Genomic DNA, 22,931 nt, shown 5'->3' on the forward strand with positions numbered 1-22,931 from the left:
GCCACGGTAGGCGCGGTCAGGCGGGGGCGCCGACCGGCACGACGGGGTCGTCACCGGCCGGGGTGGCGAGCGACGCGACCGCGTCCAGCCCGGCCCTCAGGTTACGGGCGAGCGCGTCGGCGGCTGGCGCGGACTCGGGGGAGCACAGCACGGTCGCGTCCAGACGCCCGCTGATCGACACCGCGGCGACGCACGTCGTGACGTTGCCGACGAGCGGGACCAGCGGGACGGTCGCGACGAGCGGTGCGCCGAGCATCTGCAGCGCGTCGGGCGGGCCGGGCGCGTGCGTGACCACGGTCGTCATGAGGCGCTGGCGGTGGAGCAGGGCGGGCATCAGGCCGAGCCGCCGCACGACGCGCGCACCGTAGGGGGCGAGCGCCCACGTCCAGGGGCGGATGCGGCCCTTGGCGCGTCGGGTCCGGGCCGCGAGCGCGGCGAGCCCGTCGGCGGGCGGCTCGTCGGGGTCGGGCACGGCGACCCGGAACGTCCCCAGCCGGTTGCCGAAGCGGCTGCCCGGCACGGTCACGGGGACCGACAGCACGACGCGACCGCTCGGCCCGCCGAGCGCGACGTCGGCCCGTCCGCACGCGCGCGCCCACGCCCACAGGAGCGCGTCGTTGACCGTCGCGCCGGCCGTGCGCGCCCCGGCACGGACCGCCGCGGCGTCGACCTGGACGGGGACGGCGACCGCGCCCGCGGTGATCGGACGGACGAGCGGGCTGGGGGCGGCGCGACCGGCGCGTCCTTCGCGGTCCCCGGGCGTCAGACGCGCGACCAGGCCGACCAGACCCGCGCGTGCGGCAGGGCCGACCGGGCGTCCCTGGTCCTCGTGCGCGACCAGGCCGACCGGACCTGGCCGACCGGAGCGCCCGACGCGTCCGTCGACCCCCGAGGCCTGACCCGGGACCGGGCGACGCCCCGGCGTGCGCCACCCGGCGGGCAGCGGGGAGTCCGTGAGGGTGTCGAGCAGCAGCCCGAGCAGGCTCGGGCCGTTGCCGAGCAGGTGGTGGCTGGTCCAGAGGAGGGCGGACCGCTCGGCGTCGCCGAGGTCGAGCACCGTGATCCGCCACGCGGGTCGTCCGGCGGGGAGCGGCCGGGTGAGGTCGTCGACGGCCAGCGTGACGGGATCGGCGCCCGGCGCGGCCCGCACGGTGACGTGCCGGGCGAGGTCGACGGGGCCGGTCTGCCAGGTCGGAGCCCGGAACCAGCGGAACGGCCCGGACGGGGCACGGACCTGCGCGGCGAGCCGGGGCTGCGCCTCGACGGCGCGCGCGAGGCGGCGGCGGACCTCCTCGACGTCGGGCGTCGGTCCGCCGAGCACGAGCAGCACGGTGATGTGCCGCGGGTTCGGCCCGACGTCCGTCGCGAGCTCCGCCCGGTCGAACACCGTCAGCCGTTCCGCCACCCCCGCAGTCTGGGGTGGCCGGGTGGGGGACGGCAGAGCCGAACGTCCCGACGTCGGCGGCGGGGTGTCTGCCGGGCCGGCCCGAGATCGTCATGGAGGTGTCGGGCACCTCGTCCGGCGGTGCCCGGGCCGCACGGCACGGGCGCACCTACCCTGACCACGAGACCGTCCGAGGAGGACGCCATGCGGTACACGATCCTGCTGCACTACCCCGAGGCCACCCCGGAGTCGCTGGGCGAGGAGGCGTGGGCGGAGGGCGAGCGCGCGTTCTCCGCGTACGCCGCGACGCTGCACGCCGCCGGGGTCCTCGTCGGCGCGGAGGTGCTCCAGCCGTCAACGAGCACCACGACGCTGCGGACCGTCGACGGCGCCCTGCAGGTGCAGGACGGCCCGTTCGCGGACACGAAGGAGCAGCTCGGCGGCACGTTCGTCGTCGACGTGCCGGACCTCGACGCGGCACTGGAGCATGCCCGGCAGGCGCCGAACATCGGCTGGGGTGCGGTCGAGGTGCGACCGGGTGCGCTGTACACGGTCGACGGCGTCTGGACGCCGAACGCGTGACCGACGTGCGGGCGCGGGCGGCGGCCGAGCGCGCCGCCCGCGACTCGTACGGTCGGCTCGTCGCGCTGCTCGCCGCGCAGGCCGGGAACGTCGCCCTCGCGGAGGACGCCCTGGCAGACGCGTTCGAGGAGGCGCTGACGCGCTGGCCGGACGCCGGTGTGCCGCGCAACCCCGATGCCTGGCTGCTGACCGTGGCCCGCAACCGGATCCGTGACGTGTGGCGGTCGGCGGCGCACCGGCGTTCCGTCCCGCTGCCTGACGGTTCGGCGGGTGCGGCGCCCGACGGTGCGCGTGGCCGGGCCGTCGGGGACCCGCCCGCCGTCGACCCGTTCGCGGACGTCGACCCGTTCGCGATCCCGGACCGTCGGCTGGCGCTGCTGTTCGTGTGCGCGCACCCGGCGATCGCGGCGGACGTCCGGACGCCGCTCATGCTGCAGACGGTGCTGGGGCTGGGCTCGGCGCAGGTCGCGACGGCGTTCGCGGTGCCGCCGGCGGCGATGCAGCAGCGGCTCGTGCGGGCCAAGCGGCGCATCGCGGACGCCCGGATCCCGTTCGTCGTCCCGGACCGCGCGGCGATGGCGGAGCGGCTGCCGCCGGTGCTGGAGGCGGTGTACGGGTGCGCGGCGCTGACGTGGCGGCAGGACGGCCGCGACCTGGCGGGGGAGGCGCAGCACCTCGCGGTGACGCTGGCCGTGCTGCTGGAGGACGAGCCGGAGGCGTGGGCGCTCGCGGCGCTCGTCACGTTGTCGCTGGCCCGGCGCCGGACGGGTCCGTTCGTGCCGCTGGACGAGCAGGACCCGGCGGGGTGGGACGAGCATCTGGTGGCGGAGGGGGAGGCGTACCTGCGGCGTGCGTACCGGCCGGGCCCGCCGGGTCGGTTCCGGCTGGAGGCCGCGATCCAGGCGGTGCACACGGACCGGCGCCGTTCGGGCGCGACGGACTGGGCGGCGCTGCGGACGCTCTACGTGGCGCTCGACGCGGTCGCGCCGAGCCTGGGCGGGCGGGTCGCGCTCGCGGCGGTGGTGGGGCGGCTCGACGGTCCCGAGGCGGGGCTGGCGGCACTGCCTGCGGAGCCGTCGCCAGCGTTCCAGCCCTGGTGGGCGGTGCGTGCGGACCTGCTGGCGCGGGCCGGACGACGGGACGAGGCGGTGGCGGCGTTCGGGCGGGCGGCCGCGCTGGCGGACGACCCGGCGGTGCGCGACCACCTGGCGACGTGGGCTCGGGTCACGGCCGCGGGTGGCCCGACCTGAGACCGAATCGTCCGAATCCTTTCAGTCCGGCGAGACATCGGTGCAGGTCAGCGCCCTGAAGCGAATCCGACAACGGTCTCAGGTCAAGGATTACTTGCCGGTCAGTAAGGACTCCCATTACGGTCGGGCGCCGGACGGAACGAGTCGCCGCCGACGTGCGCAGTGTCGTGACACGTGTCAGCAGGCGACGCCGACCGCCCGGCTCCGCCCGCATCGCCGACCGGTTCCAGGAGGCACCATGCAGCACGCACAGCCACGCACGACCACCCGGGCACGAGGACTCGCCGCCGCGTTCGGCGCCGCCGCACTCCTCGCCAGCGCCCTCGTCGCGACCGCCCCCGCGGCACCCGCGAACGCCGCCGTCGGCGACATCATCTGGGCCCAGGAGTTCAACGGCGCCTCCGGCTCGGCCCCCGACTCGTCGGTCTGGAGCTACGACACCGGCGCCGGCGGCTGGGGCAACGCCGAGCTGCAGAGCTACACGACGTCCCGCAACAACTCCGCGCTCGACGGCCAGGGCAACCTCGTCATCACCGCCCGCCGCGAGGGCGACGGCTCGTACACGTCCGCGCGTCTGCAGAGCAACGACAAGTTCGAGGTGAAGTACGGGCGCGTCGAGGCCCGCATCCAGATCCCCCGCGGCCAGGGCATCTGGCCCGCGTTCTGGATGCTCGGCGCCGACTTCCCCCAGAACTCGTGGCCGTCCTCCGGCGAGATCGACATCATGGAGAACGTCGGCAAGGAGCCGCACCGCGTCTACGGCACCGTGCACGGCCCCGGCTACTCCGGCGGCGGCGGCATCACGGGCGCCTACCAGCACCCGCAGAACTGGTCCTTCGCCGACACGTTCCACACCTTCGCCGTCGACTGGAAGCCCGGCTCCATCGAGTGGTCCGTCGACGGCAACGTCTTCCACCGCGTCACCACCGCCAGCGTCGGCGGCAACGCGTGGGTGTTCGACAAGGCGTACTTCCTCATCCTCAACGTCGCGGTCGGCGGCCAGTGGCCCGGCTACCCCGACGGCACCACCCAGTTCCCGCAGCAGATGAAGGTCGACTACGTCCGCGTCTACGACAACGGCTCGGGCACCGGCGGGGGCGGCGGTGGCGGCGGCTCGCTGCCGACCGGCACGGGGACGCTCAAGGTCGCGAACAGCCTGTGCCTCGACGTCCCGTGGGCGCAGACGCACGACGGCAACCCGATCCAGGTCGTCGGCTGCAACGGCAACGCCGCCCAGCAGTGGACGCGTGGCTCCGACGGCACGGTCCGCGCGCTCGGCAAGTGCCTCGACGTCAGCGGCGGCGGGACGGCCAGCGGCACGGTCGTCCAGCTCTGGACGTGCAACGGCACGGGCGCCCAGAGGTGGACCTACGACTCCGCGACCCGCGCGCTGAAGAACCCGCAGTCCGGGCGGTGCCTCGACGCCGTGGGCGGGGCCCCGCTGCACGACGGCCAGCGCGTCCAGGTGTGGGACTGCAACCGCACCGCGGCCCAGCAGTGGTACCTGTGACCTCCCGGTGAGGACCCCGCGGGGCGGGGGCGCCGGTCAGCGGTCGCCCTCGCCCCGCGGTCCGTCGGCGGGCCGACCGGAAGGCGCGTCCGTCGGCACGTCCGGCCAGCGGTCGACCGACCACAGGCCGTCGTCCAGGTCGAGCGCACGGGCCCCCGCGACGAGCCGCGCCACCACCGGGTCGTCGAGCGCCTCCGGGCCCTCGTGCTGCGCGAAGTAGTCCGCCAGGAACGCCGCGAGCGTGTCGCCCGTGACCCCCGGGTTCGCGTCGAGCCGCAGCAGCAGCATCCCCTCGACGCGGGGCGTGCCCGGCCCGAGCGACGGCTGGACGTACGGCAGCGGCACCAGCCGGGCGCCGTGCCGGCCGTAGAACCTCAGCCGCGCGACGGGGTCGCCCTGCGTCTCGTCGGCCGGCCAGTGCCGCGGGTCGTCGACCTCCGCGACGACGAGCGCCCCCGGCGACGCGCCCGCCCACCGGGGCAGGATCTCGCTGACCAGCCGCGCCCCGAGCCCCGTCCCGCGCGTGCGCGGGTCGACCGCCAGGTACGTGAGCAGCAGCGCGCGCCGGTCCGCGTACCAGCCGCCCAGCATGAGCCCGACCGCCCGGCCGTCGGCCAGGACGACGAGCGACGGCTCCGCGTCGGGCCCGGTGAACGTCGCGCGCACCTCGTCGCGCGACATGAGCTCCTCGGGCCGGAACGTCGGCTCGAGCAGCCGCCGGTACACGTCGACGAGCTCGGCGTCGGTGAGGTCGGCGAGGGACGTCTCGACCAGGACGGGCTCGCGGGGTGCGTCCCCGGCGGCGGTCCCGACCCCGTCCGTGCCCGGCTCCGCAGCGGTGACGACCGGCGCGCCGGTCTCGTCGCGGCCTGCGCCGGACGCGTCCGGTCCGGGGACGCGCGGGACAGGGCCGTCCTCGCTCGCGCGGTCCGGAGCCATGCCCTGATCCTCACCCCGACCGGGCCCGGCGTCCACGACCGCGGCCGGTCGTCACCCGCGCGCGGTCCTGCCCGACCACGGCCGCCGTGCGGCGTCGTCCCCGCGGGGGACACTGGGCGTCGTGCTCGACCGCTACGACGGCCACATCCTGGGATTCGCGACGGCCGACGGCCGCCGGGTCGTCGTCGGCCGCTGGCTCCGCTCCCCGTGGCCGCCGTTCGCCGACGTCATGACGCAGGACACCGACGGCCTGCGCACGCTCGTCGCCCCGACGCGCGCGGTCGCCGACGAGGTCGCGGCCACGTACGTCTTCGACGAGGTCGTCGTCGAGCCGGTGCGCGTGACCTGCGACGCCGCCGCGCGGCAGTGGCGCATCGTCGCCGGACCGCTCGAGGCCGACGTGACGATCGGCGGCCGCACGTCGCTCGGGCTGCTCCTGTCGGCCCTGCCCCGGGCGCTGACCCGGTCGCGCGCGTTCGCGTCGGCCGCCGACCCGGTGGCCCGCCTGCTGCTCCCCGGGGTCCGCACCCGAGGCTCCGCCGGGGCGGGGCGGCGCGAGTGGTACGGGGCGGGGGACCAGCACGCGGTCGTGGACGTGCACGCCCGGTGGGACGGCGTGCCGTGCGGAGCGCTCCTGCCGACCGTCCCGCCGGTCGGCTTCGGCTTCTCGTCGGTGCCGCGACAGCCGACGGTCACGACGGTCCGGACGACGATCGCGACGCCGCGGTAGCGGCGGTGCCGGGCGCCGGCCGTTCCCGCGCCCGCGGACCCGCCGGTCAGGTCCAGGCGCCGGCGCCGCGTCGTCGCGGCTCACCGCACGCTACTGCGGCGCGGACGGGTGACGGCAGGGGGTGACGCAGCTGGTCGGGACGGCGACGTCTTAGGCTCGCGGCCGTGATCACCCGCACGGGCACGGTCTCGGCCGACTACTCGCAGATCGAGCTCCACCTGGACTGCGACGGCGAGGAGCCGTCCGCCGCGGACCTCGGCGCGGTCGAGAACAGCCCGGGCCTGGTGAACGCGGGCGACTGGCTCACGCTCACGACGGCCCGCCAGTACGGCCAGGTGCCGGTCGAGGTGCAGGTGCACCTGGGCGCGGTTCCGCTCGACCCGGCGTGGGACGCGGTGCACGAGGCCTCGATGCCGGTGGGCGTCGGTGCGACGGTCGTGGGCTGGGCCGGCGAGGGCGACGCCGTGGAGGTCCCCGTGCCGGCCGCGGGGCTGCACCGGGTGCGGTTCGTCGTCGTCGACGGGCAGGCGGGCTCGGACTGGTTCCGCGACCCCGCGCGCGACGACGAGCAGCCGGTCGAGCGCTACCTCCTGCAGCTGTGGCCTGAGCCCGCCCCGCGGGGTCCCCACGTCGTCGCGACCGTGCCGTGGGCGCAGTACTGGGCGTTCGGCCCGGACGCGGCTCGGCTGGTCGCGGCGCTCGCGCACGTGCCCGACCCCGAGCGGCTCGTCGCCCTGGTGGATGCCGCCCTCGTCGCGCACCCGGACGTGGCCGCCCATCTGCGTGCGGGCGACGAGACGTACACGACGGGCATCGTGCGGTACGCGCAGGAGCTGTTCCGGGAGACGTACGCGATGGGCGTCTACGTCGAGCAGCGCGCCGACCACGAGGGGCTGCGGCGTCTCATCCGCTCACGCGCCTGACCTCGGCCGCGCCTGACCTCGGCCGCGCCCGACCTCGGCCGCGCCCGACCTCGGCCGCGCCCGACCTCAGCCGGGCAACCCGTCGATGTGGAACGGGTCGCCCGTGAACGGGGCGAGCGTGGCGGGCGCGGGGAACGGCAGGACCCACGTCGTCACGGCGACGTCGACCGCACCGAAGTCGTCCGTCCCGACGACCACGCGGTCGGTCGCGACCTCGGAGATCCGCACGCGCACGACCCGGCCGTCGTCGAGCGTGAGCTGCCACCGGTCGGCGAGCCAGTGCAGCCCGTGCGCGTCGAGGGCCTCCTCGGCGTCGTGCCAGTCGACGACGCCGGTGAGCTCGCGGCCGATCCGGTCGACGGCGACGAAACCGTCGCCGTCGACCCGGACCCAGCCGAGCAGCTCACGGTCGCCGGACCGGCGGTGCTCGATCCAGTCGGGGGTGCCGGGACCGCTCATCAGTGGTGCGACCCCGGTTCGGCGACGAACGGCTTCGCGGGGACGAGCAGGGCGACGGGCACCGTGACGAGCGACAGCACGGCACCGACGAGGAACGCGCTGTGCACGCCCCCGGCGACCGAGGCCGTCGCGGTCGCGCCCCCGTCCGCCAGGGCGGCGGACTGCGCGGTGAGCACGGTGACGAACAGCGCGGTCCCGGCGGCGCCGGCGACCTGCTGCAGCGTCCCCACGACGGCCGACCCGTGCGAGTACCGGTGCGCGGGCAGCGACCCGAGCGCGGACGTGAACAGCGGCGTGAACATCAGCGCGAGCCCGGCGGACATCGTCATGTGCGCGGCGAGCACCCACCACGGCGAGGAGTCCGGCTGCAGCAGGACGAAGCCCCAGAACGCGAGGCTCAGCGCGACCGCACCCGGGATGAGCAGCGGGCGCGGGCCGAGCCGGTCGTACGCGCGCCCGACGCCCGGCGCGAGCAGGCCCATGAGCAGCCCGCCCGGCAGGAGCAGCAGCCCGGTCTGCAGCGTCGTCAGGCCGAGGACGGTCTGCGCGTAGATGGGCAGCAGGATGATGACGCCGAACAGCGACACCATGAGCCCGGCGAGCAGCGCGACCGACACGGCGAACGTGCGGGACGAGAAGACGCGCAGGTCGAGCAGGGCGTCGTCGACCTTCGCGAGCGACCGCTGCCGCAGGACGAACGCGACGAGCGTCACGACGCCGACGCCGATCGCGACCCACGTCGCGGGGGCGACACCGCCGTCGGTGATCTCGCCGAGGCCCGACAGCCCGTAGACGATCCCGCCGAACCCGAGCGCGGACAGGATCACGGAGACGACGTCGACCTTCGCGTAGCGCGGCTCGGTGACGTTCGGCAGGCGGGTCGCGCCGAGGACGATCGCGGCGATCGCGATGGGCAGGACCAGCCCGAACATCCACCGCCAGCTCAGCACCGACAGGATCAGGCCGGAGATCGTCGGGCCGATGGCGGGCGCGACGGAGATGACGACCGAGATGTTGCCCATCGTGCGGCCGCGCGACGCGACCGGGGTGACCGTCATGACGGTCGTCATGAGCAGCGGCAGCATGATCGCGGTGCCGACGGCCTGCACGATGCGCCCGGACAGCAGGACGACGAACCCGGGGGCGAGCGCGCAGATCAGCGTGCCGAGCGCGAACATGCCCATGGCCAGCAGGAACGCGGGCCGCGTCGTGATGCGCTGCAGCACGAACCCGGTGACGGGGATGACGACGGCCATCGTCAGCATGAACGCGGTGGTCAGCCACTGCGCGGTCGACGCGGTGATCGACAGGTCCGTCATGAGCCGCGGCAGCGCGACGCCCATGATCGTCTCGTTGAGGATGACGACGAACGTCGAGACGAGCAGCACCGTGACCGCGAGGCGGTCGCGCGGGTTCATGCGGTCGGCGCTCGCGGCTGCCCCGCCGGCGGCGGGGTCGTCGCGCAGCGGTGCGGTCGAGGTCTCGGTCACAGGGGCACCTGGCTTCCGGGGGGACGGTCGGGAGTGGTGTCGCACGCGTCGGCGCGGACGGCGTCGACGGTGGAGCGTCCAGTGTGTTCGAGGGGTCTGACACGGTCGACGCAAATACGCCACCGGCAGACGGGCCTCTCCCTGACCGACCGCCCACCACCGTGCAACTCATCGGCCCCCGTCGACCTTCCCGCCCGCGCGACGCGGCCCCGCGTTGTCCGCGCGACCCCGTCATGACGACCGAAGAAGCACCCCACGCGGTCACGATCACGGGGTCGACGGGGATCGCGGTCCGGGTGGCGGGAGCGCGGGGCGTCGGGCAGGGTCGGGCCATGGGCGAGGGTGCGACTCGACTCGACGGACCGGCGACGGCAGCGCTGCTGAAGACGGGGCGGTTCTTCACGCGCTGGGACGAGACCGACGACGGCCGGGCGGTGTTCCGTGAGGGCGGCCGGCGCGGCGACGCGTTCTACCGGGACCGCTGGCGTCACGACAAGGTGGTCCGGTCGACCCACGGCGTGAACTGCACGGGCTCGTGCTCGTGGAAGGTCTACGTCAAGGACGGGATCATCACGTGGGAGGCGCAGCAGACGGACTACCCGTCGCCGGGCCCGGACCGTCCCGACTACGAGCCCCGCGGCTGCCCCCGCGGGGCTGCGTTCTCCTGGTACACGTACTCACCGACGCGGGTCCGCTACCCGTACGCGCGGGGTGTGCTGGTCGAGATGTACCGCGAGGCGAAGTCCCGCCTCCGCGACCCCGTCCTGGCCTGGGCGGACGTCGTCGGGGACCCGGAGCGTCGGCGCCGGTACCAGCGGGCGCGCGGCAAGGGCGGCCTGGTCCGGGTGTCGTGGGACGAGGCCGTCGAGATGGTCGCGGCGGCGCACGTGCACACGATCAAGACGCACGGGCCGGACCGGTGCGCGGGCTTCTCCCCGATCCCGGCGATGTCGATCGTGTCGCACGCGGTGGGGACCCGGTTCGTGCAGCTCATCGGCGGCGTCATGACGTCGTTCTACGACTGGTACGCGGACCTGCCGGTCGCGAGCCCGCAGATGTTCGGCGACCAGACGGACGTCCCGGAGTCGGGCGACTGGTGGGACGCGACGTACCTGATGATGTGGGGCTCGAACGTCCCGGTGACGCGCACGCCGGACGCGCACTGGATGGCGGAGGTCCGCTACCGGGGCACGAAGGTCGTCACGGTGTCGCCGGACTACGCGGACAACACGAAGTTCGCGGACGAGTGGCTGCCGGCGCAGGCGGGGACGGACGCGGCGATGGCGATGGCGATGGGCCACGTCGTCCTGCGAGAGTACCTGGTCGACCGGGACGTGCCGTTCTTCCGGGACTACGTCAAGCAGTACACGGACCTGCCCTTCCTGGTGACGCTCGCGCCGCACGACGGCGACGGGACCGGGGGCGGGTACGTGCCGTCGAAGTTCCTGCGCGCCGCCGACCTGCCCGGCGCGGTCCCGGGCGCCGAGGGCGACGAGTGGAAGACGGTCCTGCTCGACGAGGCCACGGGGGCGCCGGTCGTCCCGAACGGCTCGATGGGCTTCCGGTACACGGAGTCGGGCGAGGGCCGCTGGAACCTCGACCTGGAGGGTGTCGCCCCGGCGCTGAGCGCCAGCGACGCTGCGGGTGGGACGGCCGAGGGCGTCACCGTGCTGCTGCCGTGCTTCGACCAGCCCGACGGCTCGGGGTCGGTCCTGCGCCGCGGGGTCCCGGCCAGGCGCGTCGGCGACCACCTCGTCACGACGGTGTACGACCTGATGCTCGCGCAGTACGGCGTGGGCCGCGACGGGCTGCCGGGGGAGTGGGCGAGCGGCTACGACGACGCGGACACCCCGTACACGCCGGCCTGGCAGGAGGCCATCACGTCGGTGCCGGCGGCGGCGGTCACGCGCATCGCACGGGAGTTCGCGACGAACGCGGAGAAGTCCCGCGGCCGCTCGATGATCATCATGGGTGCGGGCATCTGCCAGTGGTTCCACGGCGACGCGACGTACCGCGCGATCCTCGCGCTGCTGGCCCTGACCGGCTGCTTCGGGCGCAACGGCGGCGGCTGGGCGCACTACGTCGGGCAGGAGAAGTGCCGCCCGCTGACCGGCTGGCTGTCGCTCGCGAACGCGCTCGACTGGTCGCGTCCGCCGCGCACGATGACGGGCACGTCGTACTGGTACATGCACACCGACCAGTGGCGGTTCGACGGCTACCGCGCGGACGCGCTGGCGTCGCCGCTGGCCGAGGGGCACCTCGCGGGGATGCACACCGCCGACACGATCGCGCAGTCGGCGCGGCTCGGGTGGATGCCGTTCTACCCGCAGTTCGACCGCAACCCCCTGGACCTGGCGGACGAGCTGCGCGCGGCGGCGGACGCGGGGGAGGCGCCCGACCCGACCACCGCGCTGGTGGAGCGCCTCGCCGACCGGCGCGTGCGGTTCGCCGTCGAGGACGTCGACGCCCCGGAGAACTGGCCGCGCACGCTCATCCTGTGGCGCGCGAACCTCCTGGGGTCGTCGGCCAAGGGCAACGAGTACTTCCTGCGGTACCTGCTGGGCACGCACTCGAACGTCACCGCGGAGCCGTCCGACGTGCGCCCGACCGAGGTGACCTGGCGGGACGACATCCCCGAGGGCAAGCTCGACCTGCTGGTCAGCGCGGACTTCCGGATGACGTCCACCACGCTCCTGTCCGACGTGGTCCTGCCCGCGGCGACCTGGTACGAGAAGTACGACCTGTCCTCGACGGACATGCACCCCTTCGTGCACGCGTTCACGCCCGCGATCGACCCGCCGTGGGAGTCGCGGTCCGACTTCGACGCCTTCCACCTGGTCGCCCGCCGGTTCTCCGACCTCGCCCGCACGCACCTCGGCACCCGCCACGACGTCGTGAGCGTGCCGGTGCAGCACGACACCCCCGGTGAGGCGGTCCAGGCGGGCGGCGTGGCCCGCGACTGGGCCCGCGGCGACCTGCCGCCGACCCCGGGCGTCAACCTGCCGCTGCTGCAGGTCGTCGAGCGCGACTACACGGCGATCGCCGACAAGCTCGGGTCGCTCGGCCCGCTCGCCGACCGGCTGGGCTTCACGATCAAGAACGTCACGTACCGGCTGGAGCACGAGGTCGAGCGGCTCGGGAAGCTCAACGGCGTCATGCTCGGCGGCGCGGGCGACGGGCGGCCCGCGCTGGACACGGACGTCAAGCTCGCCGAGGCGATCCTGTCGCTGTCCGGCACGACCAACGGCGAGCTCGCGACGCAGGGGTTCCGCAGCCTCGAGCGTCGCGTCGGCAAGCCGCTCGCGGACCTCGCGGAGGGCTCGGAGGAGAAGCGGATCACGTTCGCCGACACCCAGGCCCGCCCGGTGCCCGTCATCACGTCGCCGGAGTGGTCGGGGTCGGAGACGGGCGGGCGGCGGTACGCGCCGTTCACCGTCAACGTCGAGCGGCTCAAGCCGTGGCACACCCTGACGGGCCGCATGCACCTGTTCCTCGACCACGACTGGATGAAGGACCTCGGCGAGGCGCTGCCGATCTACCGACCACCCCTCGACCTGCACACGCTGCTCGGCGAGCCGCGGCTCGGCCCCGACGGCTCCGCGCAGGTGACCGTCCGGTACCTCACGCCGCACTCCAAGTGGTCCATCCACTCCGAGTACCAGGACAACCTGCTCATGCTGTCGCTGTCGCGCGGCGGCCCGACGTGCTGGATGTCGCCGCAGGACGCGGAGGTCATCGGCGCCGCCGACAACGACTGGGTCGAGTGCGCGAACGGCAACGGCATCTTCATCGCCCGCGCGATCGTCAGCCCGCGCATGCCGCAGGGGGTCGTCTACGTGCACCACGCGCAGGAGCGCACGATCGACGTCCCGAAGTCGGAGCGGACCGGGCGCCGCGGCGGCATCCACAACTCGGTGACCCGCCTGCTGGTCAAGCCGACGCACCTCATCGGCGGCTACGCGCAGCTGTCCTACACGTTCAACTACCTCGGCCCGACCGGGAACCAGCGGGACATGGTCGCGACGATCCGTCGTCGTTCGCAGGAGGTGGAGTACTGACATGAGAGTCATGGCGCAGATGGCGATGGTCATGAACCTCGACAAGTGCATCGGGTGCCACACCTGCTCGGTCACGTGCAAGCAGGCGTGGACGAACCGCGCGGGCGTCGAGTACGTGTGGTTCAACAACGTCGAGACCCGGCCCGGCCAGGGCTACCCGCGACGGTACGAGGACCAGGAGCAGTGGCGCGGCGGCTGGACGCTCAACCGGCGCGGGAACCTCACGCTCAAGGCCGGCGGACGCGTCAAGAAGCTCCTGACGATCTTCGCGAGCCCCGTGCAGCCGAAGCTCGAGGACTACTACGAGCCGTGGACGTACGACTACGAGAAGCTCACCGACGCCCCGCTCGGCGACGACTTCCCGGTCGCCCGCCCCAAGTCCCTCATCACGGGCGAGGACACCAAGGTCTCGTGGTCGGCGAACTGGGACGACAACCTGGGCGGCGCCGCCGAGATGGGGCACCTCGACCCCGTCGTCGAGAAGGTCCGCGCCGAGTCCGAGGACAAGATCAAGTTCGAGCTCGAGAAGACCTTCATGATGTACCTGCCGCGGATCTGCGAGCACTGCCTCAACCCGTCGTGCATGGCGTCGTGCCCGTCCGGGGCGATCTACAAGCGGGCCGAGGACGGCATCGTCCTCGTCGACCAGGACCGCTGCCGCGGCTGGCGCCAGTGCATCACCGGCTGCCCGTACAAGAAGATCTACTTCAACCACAAGACCGGCAAGGCCGAGAAGTGCACGATGTGCTACCCGCGCGTCGAGGTCGGCCTGCCGACGGTCTGCTCGGAGACGTGCGTCGGGCGGCTGCGGTACCTCGGGCTCGTCCTGTACGACGCCGACCGCGTCACGGAGGCCGCGTCCGTGCCGGACGACCAGGACCTCTACGAGGCGCAGCTCGACCTCATGCTCGACCCGACGGACCCCGCGGTCGTCGCCGCGGCCCGCGAGCAGGGCATCCCCGCCGACTGGATGGACGCGGCCCGCCGCTCCCCGGTGTACGCCCTGGCCAAGACGTACCGCGTGGCCCTCCCGCTGCACCCCGAGTACCGGACGATGCCGATGGTCTGGTACGTCCCGCCGCTGTCGCCGGTCGTCGACCTGCTGCGCGAGCAGGGCCACGACGCCGAGGACCACGGCAACCTGTTCGGCGCGATCGAGGCGCTGCGGATCCCCGTCGAGTACCTCGCCGAGCTGTTCACCGCGGGCGACACCGAGGTCGTCACCGGCGTCCTGCGCCGCCTCGCGGCCATGCGCGGCTACCTGCGCGGCATCACGCTCGACGACACCGCAGACGAGCGCATCCCCGCGTCCGTCGGGATGTCCGGGCAGCTCATGTACGCGATGTACCGGCTGCTCGCGATCGCGAAGTACGAGGACCGGTACGTCATCCCCAAGGCCCACGAGGAGCGCGGGCACGAGCTCGAGGAGCTCGGCTGCTCGCTCGACTTCGACGAGGGCCCCGGCATGTACGAGCAGTCGCCGTTCGGGGAGGCGTCGGGCCGGCCCGTGCCCGTCGCCGTCGAGACGTTCCACGCCCTCAAGCAGCGCCAGACGTCCGACGGCGTCACGACGCCCAGCGAGATGCACGGCCGCGTCAACCTGCTCAACTGGGACGGCAAGGGCACGCCGCCCGGCCTGTTCCCCGCGTCCGACGTGCGCGCGACCGCGCCCGAGCCCGGTGCCGCGGGCGGCGCGAGCGACGGTCCCGCCGTCGACCCCGGCGTCACGGGGACACGGTCGTGAGGCGCCGGGAGGCCGCGCGGCTCGCGACGGCCCGCGTCGTGCACCAGGTCGCGTCGTGGTGCCTCGCGTACCCCGACGACGACCTCGTCGACCGGCTGCCGCTGCTCGTGGCCGCGGTCGACGAGCTGCCCGCCGGGGCCGCGCGCGACGGCCTGCGCGCGTTCCTCGACCACGCCGCGACGACCCCGCTGCCCGACCTGCAGCGTGCCTACGTCGACGCGTTCGACCTGTCGGGCCGCCAGACGCTCTACCTGTCGTACTGGACCGACGGCGACACCCGTCGCCGCGGCGAGGTCCTCGCGGCGTTCAAGGCGCGCTACCGGGCGTCCGGGATGCTCGTCGACACCCGCGGCGAGCTGCCTGACCACCTGCCGCTCGTCCTCGAGTACGCGGCGGTGGCCGACCCCGTCGACGGCGCCGCTCTCCTGCAGGAGTACCGGGCGAGCCTCGAGCTGGTCCGCCTCGCGCTCGTGGACGCCACCAGCCCGTGGACCGGGGTGCTGACCGCCGTCTGCGCGACGCTGCCCGGTGAGTCGCCACGCGACCGCGCCGCCGTGCACGCCATGGCCCAGGCCGGGCCGCCGCGCGAGTCCGTCGGGCTCGACGTCGCCGACCCGCGCCTGCTGCCGCTCGCCGCCGCACCCGGCGCCGGCGCGACCGGGGGGAGCCGCTGATGGACGTCCTGCTCTGGGGTGTCGTGCCCTACCTCGCGATCGTCACGCTCGTCGGCGGCACGATCTGGCGGTACCGCTACGACCAGTTCGGCTGGACCACCCGCTCGTCGCAGCTCTACGAGTCGCGGCTGCTGCGCATCGGCAGCCCGCTGTTCCACTTCGGGCTCGTGTTCGTCATCGTCGGGCACGTCGGCGGGCTCGTGATCCCGCAGTCCTGGACCGACGCCGTCGGCCTCTCGCAGGAGGCGTACCACGCGATGGCGCTGGTGATCGGGGGCATCGCGGGGTTCTGCACGCTCGTCGGCGTCGCGATCCTCGTCTACCGCCGCCGCCGCACCGGGCCCGTGTTCATGGCGACGACCAAGAACGACAAGACGATGTACGTGGCGCTCGTCGCCGCGATCGTGCTCGGCCTCTGGACGACGCTCAACTCGGTCGGCGCCGGCCACGAGGCGCACAACTACCGCGAGAGCGTCGCCCCCTGGTTCCGGTCGCTGTTCGTCCTGCAGCCCGACGTCGCGTCCATGGCGGCGGCGCCCGCGTCGTTCCAGTGGCACACGCTCGTCGGGCTCGTCCTCATCGCGATCTTCCCGTTCACGCGCCTCGTGCACGCGTTCACCGCCCCGCTGCACTACCTGTTCCGCCCGTACGTCGTGTACCGCAGCCGTGACGCCCGCCCGACGCCCGGGGCCAGCGCGCCGCGGCCCGGGTGGGACCCGGTCGGCACGCGTGACCGCGAACGATCGGGGAAGCGTCGATGACGACGACCGCACCGGCGACCCGCGTCGCGGGCCGCACGCTCAACCTCGTCCTGGCGACGTGGACGTTCGCCATCACGTTCTGGGCGTGGAACATCATCGGCCCGCTCGCCGCGCGCTACACCGAGGAGCTCGGGCTGTCGGCGACCGAGAAGTCGCTGCTCGTCGCGACGCCCGTGCTGGTCGGCGCGGTCGGCCGCATCCCCGTGGGCGCGCTCGCGGACCGCTACGGCGGCCGCCTCATGCTCGGCGTCCTGTCCCTCGTGTCGATCGTGCCCGTGCTGCTCGTCGCGTTCGCAGGGGAGCAGGGCTCGTACGTCCTGCTCCTCGTGTTCGGCTTCCTGCTCGGCGTCGCGGGCACGACGTTCGCGGCCGGCATCCCGTTCGTCAACGCCTGGTACGAGCCCGCCCGGCGCGGGTTCGCGACCGGCGTCTTCGGGATCGGCATGGGCGGCACGGCCCTGTCGTCGTTCTTCACGCCGCGGTTCGTCGCGACGTTCGGGTACGTGCCGACGCACCTCATCGTCGCCGCCGCGCTCGGCGTGACGGGTCTCGTCGTGCTGACGGTCATGCGGGACGCCCCCGCCTGGCGGCGCTCGACCGACCGCGTGCTGCCCAAGCTCGCCGCGGCGCTCAAGCTCCCCGTCACGTGGCAGATGTCGTTCCTGTACGCGGTGACGTTCGGCGGCTTCGTCGCGTTCTCCACCTACCTGCCGACCTACCTGAGCGACGTCTACGGCTTCGACCTCGCCGACGCGGGCGCCCGCACCGCCGGGTTCGCGATCGCCGCCGTCGTCGCCCGCCCGCTCGGCGGGATCCTGTCCGACCGGTGGCACCCGAAGCCGATCGTCCTCGTGTCGTTCGCGGGGGCCGCCGTGATGGCGCTCGTCATCGCGACCAAGCCGCAGCCGGAGATCCCCGCGGGCCTCACGTTCGTCACCATGGCGTTCTTCCTGGGCATCGGCACGGGCGGCGTGTTCGCGTGGGTCGCGCGCCGCGCACCCGCCGACCGGGTCGGTTCCGTGTCGGGCATCGTCGGTGCCGCGGGCGGGCTCGGCGGGTACTTCCCGCCGCTCGTCATGGGGGCCACCTACGACGAGGCGACGCAGTCCTACACGGTCGGCCTGGTGCTCCTCAGCGCGACCGCCGTGGTGTCGTTCCTGTTCGTCCTGCTCCGCCTCAAGCGCGAGGACCGTCCCGCATGACGACGCGGATATGCGGCCTCCCGGACGGGTTCTCGCAGGTCGTCGGCGCGTCGCCCGCGCGGTGTTACCCGTTCGTATGAATCACCCGTGCGGACCTGCCCTGGACGTTTGACCAGGAGCCCGTCCATGCCGCACACTCGTACTCGACGGTGCGCATCGCCTGCCCCCTGCGCGGTGCGCACCGTTTCTGCTTCCCACGAGCGGGACGGGTCCACGACCTGTCCCGCTCGTGGCGTCTCCGGGCACGTGCGCACCACCGACCAGCCACCCGGGAACGGGGGAGAACCGCATGACGACGCCTTCCGGGGACCCCGGCGCGCCACCCGGCCGACCGACCCGACGGCCGTTACCGTTCCGAGGGTGACAGCCCCCGCGCGCTCGTCCGGCACGGGACCCGAGCAGGCTCCCGTGCCCGACGAGAACCCGACCGCCGACGACGCCGCAGTCTCGCTCGTCGTCCCGCCGACACCCGGTGAGCTCGTCGACCGGGCCGTCGAACGATGGCGCGAAGGCCTCGTCGAGGCCGCCGGCGGCTCGACGCTCGCCGACATGGAGCTGCTCGGCGACGCCGCGCTCGACCTGTCGTCCGCGCACCCCTCCGGCATGGCGCAGCTCTTCGCCGGCCGGCCCACGCGCCTGTCCAACCTGGTCCGCGAGGGCGCCGCGCTGTCGAACGCCCGCCGCCGCGCGCGAGCCGTCGCCGCGCGCGCCGCCGTCTACGAGCAGCGCTACGGCATCGCGCCGACCGCCCTCGCGATCGGCGTCGCCACCTGGACCGAGCGACCCGCGCCGCACGCCGGCCAGCACGACGACGTCGCCGCGCTCGCGGACGCCACGCGCCCCGTCGAGCCCGGGCCCCGCCCGACCGTGCAGGCCCGCACCGTCCGCGCCCCCGTCCTGCTGCGGCCCGTGACGCTGCGCGCCCGCGGCACCGGCGAGGCCGACTACGAGATCGCGCTCGAGCCGACGCTCGACGTCAACCCCGTGCTCGCGCGCGCCCTGCGCACCCGCGGCGCGCTGCTCGACCCCGGTGCCGTCGCGCGCGGCACGTTCGCGAGCGGCGGGTTCGACCCGCGCGGCGCGCTGCAGCGGCTCGCGTCGCTCGGCGAGGCCGTGCTCGACGACTTCCGGCTCACCGAGCGCGTCGTCGTCGGGACGTTCGTGCACCCCGGGCAGATCCTCGTCGACGACCTCGACGCGCTCGCCGGCACGCTCGAGTCCCACGAGGTCGTCGCCGCCCTCGCCGGGGTCGACGCCGACCGCGAGCGCCTCCGTGTCCGCCTGCCCGACCCGGTCACGGGCGACCGCGAGCCTCACCTGGAGCGCGGCGTCGGCGACCTCGACCCCGCGCAGCAGCACGTCCTCGACGCGCTGAGCACCGGCGCGCACCTGTTCGTCGACGCCCCCACGGGTGCCGACGTCACCGGCACGCTCGCCGCGGTCGTCGCCGACGCCGCCGCGTCCGGCCGGACCGTCCTCTACGTGCCGGGCCACCGCCGTGCCGCCGCGGCGCTCGCCGAGCGGCTCGACCAGCTCGGCCTGGGCGACCTGCTGCTCGACGTCGCACCCGAGGCCGGGTGGCGCACGGCCGCCGCGCGCCGCCTGCTCGGCGCGATGACCCTCGACGTCCCCGCCGTCGACGGGCAGGGCCTGCACGTGCTGCGCACCCGGCTCGTCGAGCATCGCGAGCGCCTGCGCGCCTACGTCGACGACCTGCACGCGACCCGCGAGCCGTGGGGCGCGTCCGCGTACGACGCGCTCCAGCAGCTCGCCCGCCTCACCTCGACCCGGCCCGCGCCGCGCACCACCGTGCGGCTCACGCCCGACGTCGCCCGGGTGCTCGACACGGAGCGCCGTGCCGCGCTGGGGGCCGACCTCGTGCGCGCCGGGGAGCTCGGTGCGTTCCAGGTCCGCCCGACCGACACCCCCTGGTACGGCGCCGACCTGCGGACCCGTGCCGACGCGGACGTCGTCGTGCGGCGCATCGCCCGGCTGCTCGACGGCACGCTGCCCGCGCTCGTGGAGCGCACCGCCCAGGTGGCCGCCGAGACCGGCCTCACGCAGGCGACGAGCCTCACGTCGTGGGCCGAGCAGCTCCGGATGCTCGACGGCGTGCGCGGCGCGCTCGACGTCTTCCTGCCCATCGTGTTCGAGCGCACCGCCGCCGACCTCGTGGCCGCCACCGCGACCCCGCAGTGGCGCACCGAGCGGGGCGTCGACATGGGCTTCTGGCTGCGCCGACGGCTGCGCCGCCAGGCCCGCGACATGGTCCGCCCCGGGCGTCCCGTCGCCGACCTGCACACCGCGCTGCTCGACGTGCAGGCGCAGCGCGAGATCTGGCAGGCGCACTGCCCCGCGGGCGGCTGGCCGCGGCTGCCCGACGGCCTCGAGCACATCGAGGACGAGCACCAGGCGGTCCGTGAGGACGTCGCCGCGCTCGACGAGGTGCTCGCCGGGACGCCCGCCGGCGCCGGCCTGGCCGACCTGCCGTTCGCTGCGCTCGCCGAGCGGCTCACCCGGCTGCGCGCCGACACGAGCGCGCTCGAGACGCTGCCCGACCGCACCGGGCTCCTGCACCGGCTGCGCGCCGCGGGGCTCGGCGAGCTCGTCGACGACCTCGCGACCCGCCGCGTCGACCCGGTGCTCGCCCCCGCCGAGCTCGACCTCGCGTGGTGGAGCACCGTCATCGAGCAGATCCTCACGCAGGACCCCACGCTCGCCGGCTACGACGGTGCGGCGCTCGGCGACCTGTCCGCGCAGTACGCCGCGCTCGACCGCGCGCACGTCGCGAGCCTGTCCGGGCCCGTGCGCGCCGCCGTCGCGCAGCAGACCCACGACGCCCTGCGCCACCACCGCGTCCAGGCCGAGTCGCTGTTCGCCGAGCTCGTCGAGGAGCGGCTCACGTCGCTGCGCGACACCGTCGCCCGGCACCCCGACGTCACCCGCCGACTGCGGCCCGTGATCGCCGCGAGCCCCATGCTCGTCCCGCAGGTCCTGCCGCCGACGCGCGGCGTCGACCTCGTCGTCCTGGACGCCGCCGCGCACCTGCCCGTCGACATGGCCGTCGCCGCCCTCGCACGGGGTCGTCAGGTCGTCGTCGTCGGTGACGCGCGCTGCGCGTCCGGCACCGCCGTGCGCGAGCTCGCCGACGTCCTGCCGTCCGTCGCGCTGCACGCCGAGACGTCCCGCCGCGACCCGTACCTCACCGCGTTCCTCGCCGCGCACGGCTACGACGGCGTCCTCGCCGCGACACCGCTGCCCGAGCACCTGCCGCTCGTCCGGCTCGACGTCGTCGACGGCACGGGCATGCCCGACTCCGCGACCGGCACCGTCGCGTCGACCCGCGTCGAGGTCGAGCACGTCGTCGAGGTCGTCCTGCACCACGCGCTGTCGCACCCCGACGAGTCGCTCGCCGTCGTCACGCCGTCGACCGTGCACGCCGACGCGCTGCGCGAGGCCGTCCTCACCGAGGTCCGCGGCAACCCCGCGATCGCCGCGTTCTTCGACGGCGCGCGTCCCGAGCCGTTCGTCGTGACCGACCTCGCGAACGTCGCGGGCCTGCGCCGCGAGGCCGTCGTGCTGTCCGTCGGCTTCGGCCGGACCCCGCACCGTCGCGTCCTGCACTCCTTCGGCGTCGTCGGGGAGCCCGGCGGCGACGCGCTGCTGCTCGACGTCCTCGGGGCCAGCCGGCACCGGCTCACCGTCGTGTCCTGCTTCGGCGCCGACGACCTCGACCCCGAGCGCATCCGCGCCGCCGGACCCCGCCTGCTGCGCGACCTCCTCGCCTTCGCCGCGTCGCGCGGTGCCGGGGCGAGCGGCGACGACGTCGTCCTGACCGCCCCCGGTCCGCGCCCCGACCCGCAGGTCGACCTGCGCGAGGCCACCTCCGGCGCCGTCGTGACGGTCGCGTCCTCCGGCGATCGTGCTGCGGCCGCTGCTCCCGCCGACGCGCCGACCGGTTCCGCCGGCGACGCCGGCGACACCACCGGTGCCGAGCCGGACCGGCTGCTGCTCGACCTCGCCGAGCGGCTCTGGCGGCACGGGCTGACCGTCGAGGTCGACCACGGCATCCCCGGCGGCGCCCGCATCCCCATGGTCGTCGGCCACCCCGACGCGCCCGACCGGCTGCTCGTCGCGGTCCTCACCGACGACGAGGCCTACGTCGGTGAGCCGTCCGTGCGGGTCCGCGACCGGCTGCTCGCCGACCGCCTCGAACGGCTCGGGTGGACCGTCGTCCGCGTCTGGTCGGCGGCCGCGTTCCTCGACCCGCAGGCCGAGGTCGACCGCATCCGCCGGGCCGTGCACGGCCGGGTGCCCACGCCCGCCGAGCCGCGCAACGTCCCCCTCGTGCTGGGCGTGCCGACCGTCGACGTGTCCGACGAGCAGGAGGAGCTCCCGCCCGTCACCGCCCCGATCCGCATCTCCGTCCGCACCACCCTCGCCGCCCGCCGCGCCGCCGAGGGCGCCCGCGAACAGTCCGACGACGACGTCGTCCCCGACGCCGGCGTCGACCTCGCCGCCGGGGCCGTCGCCGACGCGCGGGAGCCGGGAGCCTCCGGGACGGGCAGGCGGGCCGTCCCCGAGCCGGCCGCCACCTCGGCCGACCCCGACCGCACGACCGACGAGCCGGTGGGTCCCGCGACGGACGACGTCGAGGGCACGACCGGTCACGGCCCGACGGACGACCGGGGCGACGCGCACGACGGCCAGGACGACCGGACCGACCGAGCGGTGCAGCTGACGCTCGCCGTCCCCGGGTCGCCGCGGCCGGACGTCCGCAAGGGCCTGCCCATCGGGGCCTACAGCGACGACCAGCTCGACGAGCTCGTCGCGTGGCTGCGGTCGGACGGCAACGACCGGTCCCGCGAGCAGCTCGCCGCCGACCTGCGCGACGAGCTCGGCATCACCCGCCGCTCGTACCGGATCGACACGGCGGTCCGCTCCGCCGTGAGCCGCGCGCTGCGCTGACACGCTCCCCGCTGCGGACGGGTGGGATCATCGACCGGTGACCCCCACCCTGCCGGACGCGCCACGACCGTCGGCCCACGGTCCGACGGCTGGCTCGCCGAGCGGTGACGCGCTGCCCGCCGCCGCTGCCGTCGACGGTCCGACGGCGGGCTCGCCGAGCGGTGACGCGCTGCCCGCTGCCTCTGCGGCCGACGGGCCGGCGGCTGGCGCCGCCCCGGCCCTCGCGGTGACGGCAGACGGGCCGTCGGGTCGGGGGC

15 protein-coding genes are annotated in these 22,931 nt (G+C 74.9%); 11 read left to right on the plus strand and 4 right to left on the minus strand.

The genetic code is table 11. The annotated features are described in order from the left end of the window. Window positions 1-16: 16 nt before the first annotated feature. Entirely contained in the window at window positions 17-1,405 is a 1,389-nt protein-coding gene (locus CBZ_RS03875; protein ID WP_130780276.1) for a wax ester/triacylglycerol synthase domain-containing protein, read from the minus strand. A gap of 183 nt (window positions 1,406-1,588) precedes the next feature. Here CBZ_RS03875 and CBZ_RS03880 point away from each other — a divergent pair, with 183 nt between their 5' ends. The 3 genes from CBZ_RS03880 to CBZ_RS03890 all read left to right on the plus strand — a co-directional run bounded on the left by CBZ_RS03880 (window position 1,589) and on the right by CBZ_RS03890 (window position 4,726). Continuing rightward, on the plus strand, window positions 1,589-1,966 hold the full coding sequence (locus CBZ_RS03880) for a YciI family protein (protein ID WP_130780277.1): 378 nt from the start codon (window positions 1,589-1,591) through the stop codon (window positions 1,964-1,966). Further along, a complete protein-coding gene (locus tag CBZ_RS03885; protein WP_130780278.1) occupies window positions 1,963-3,216 on the plus strand; it encodes an RNA polymerase sigma factor in 1,254 nt (417 codons plus the stop codon). Before CBZ_RS03880 ends, CBZ_RS03885 begins: the two co-directional genes overlap by 4 nt. Window positions 3,217-3,454: 238 nt before the next feature. Beyond that, the gene (locus CBZ_RS03890) at window positions 3,455-4,726 is read left to right on the plus strand and encodes a glycoside hydrolase family 16 protein (protein ID WP_130780279.1); all 1,272 of its coding nucleotides are present in this window, start codon (window positions 3,455-3,457) and stop codon (window positions 4,724-4,726) included. A 36-nt stretch (window positions 4,727-4,762) separates the two neighbouring features. Here the strand turns inward: CBZ_RS03890 and CBZ_RS03895 are convergent, their stop codons facing one another. Continuing rightward, a complete protein-coding gene (locus tag CBZ_RS03895) occupies window positions 4,763-5,665 on the minus strand; it encodes a GNAT family N-acetyltransferase (protein WP_130780280.1) in 903 nt (300 codons plus the stop codon). 121 nt (window positions 5,666-5,786) lie between these two features. Between CBZ_RS03895 and CBZ_RS03900 the strand changes: the two genes are divergently transcribed. Continuing rightward, entirely contained in the window at window positions 5,787-6,395 is a 609-nt protein-coding gene (locus tag CBZ_RS03900; protein WP_130780281.1) for a hypothetical protein, read from the plus strand. A gap of 164 nt (window positions 6,396-6,559) precedes the next feature. Next, window positions 6,560-7,318, plus strand: a complete 759-nt coding sequence (locus CBZ_RS03905) for a hypothetical protein (protein ID WP_130780282.1) — start codon at window positions 6,560-6,562, stop codon at window positions 7,316-7,318. A 66-nt stretch (window positions 7,319-7,384) separates the two neighbouring features. Here the strand turns inward: CBZ_RS03905 and CBZ_RS03910 are convergent, their stop codons facing one another. Together CBZ_RS03910 and CBZ_RS03915 are read right to left on the minus strand one after the other, a co-directional pair. Further along, on the minus strand, window positions 7,385-7,777 hold the full coding sequence (locus tag CBZ_RS03910) for a hypothetical protein (protein WP_130780283.1): 393 nt from the start codon (window positions 7,775-7,777) through the stop codon (window positions 7,385-7,387). Continuing rightward, a complete protein-coding gene (locus tag CBZ_RS03915) occupies window positions 7,777-9,267 on the minus strand; it encodes a DHA2 family efflux MFS transporter permease subunit (RefSeq protein WP_130780284.1) in 1,491 nt (496 codons plus the stop codon). The genes CBZ_RS03910 and CBZ_RS03915 overlap by 1 nt, the downstream gene beginning before the upstream one ends. Window positions 9,268-9,599: 332 nt before the next feature. Between CBZ_RS03915 and CBZ_RS03920 the strand changes: the two genes are divergently transcribed. The 6 genes from CBZ_RS03920 (at window position 9,600) to CBZ_RS03945 (ending at window position 22,674) form a co-directional block, all read left to right on the plus strand. Beyond that, on the plus strand, window positions 9,600-13,325 hold the full coding sequence (locus tag CBZ_RS03920; protein WP_130780285.1) for a nitrate reductase subunit alpha: 3,726 nt from the start codon (window positions 9,600-9,602) through the stop codon (window positions 13,323-13,325). 1 nt (window position 13,326) lies between these two features. Continuing rightward, window positions 13,327-15,069 (plus strand): nitrate reductase subunit beta, encoded by a 1,743-nt coding sequence (gene narH / locus CBZ_RS03925; RefSeq protein WP_130780286.1) that lies wholly within the window; start codon window positions 13,327-13,329, stop codon window positions 15,067-15,069. Further along, entirely contained in the window at window positions 15,066-15,743 is a 678-nt protein-coding gene (narJ, locus tag CBZ_RS03930; protein WP_130780287.1) for a nitrate reductase molybdenum cofactor assembly chaperone, read from the plus strand. Before narH ends, narJ begins: the two co-directional genes overlap by 4 nt. Next, window positions 15,743-16,504, plus strand: a complete 762-nt coding sequence (gene narI / locus CBZ_RS03935) for a respiratory nitrate reductase subunit gamma (RefSeq protein ID WP_130780288.1) — start codon at window positions 15,743-15,745, stop codon at window positions 16,502-16,504. Before narJ ends, narI begins: the two co-directional genes overlap by 1 nt. Further along, entirely contained in the window at window positions 16,501-17,706 is a 1,206-nt protein-coding gene (locus CBZ_RS03940; protein ID WP_130780289.1) for an MFS transporter, read from the plus strand. Before narI ends, CBZ_RS03940 begins: the two co-directional genes overlap by 4 nt. Before the next feature lie 360 nt (window positions 17,707-18,066). Beyond that, window positions 18,067-22,674, plus strand: a complete 4,608-nt coding sequence (locus tag CBZ_RS03945; RefSeq protein ID WP_130780290.1) for a PDDEXK-like endonuclease domain-containing protein — start codon at window positions 18,067-18,069, stop codon at window positions 22,672-22,674. Window positions 22,675-22,931 lie beyond the last annotated feature (257 nt).

The sequence above is a fragment of the Cellulomonas biazotea genome (assembly GCF_004306155.1).
GTDB lineage: Bacteria > Actinomycetota > Actinomycetes > Actinomycetales > Cellulomonadaceae > Cellulomonas > Cellulomonas biazotea.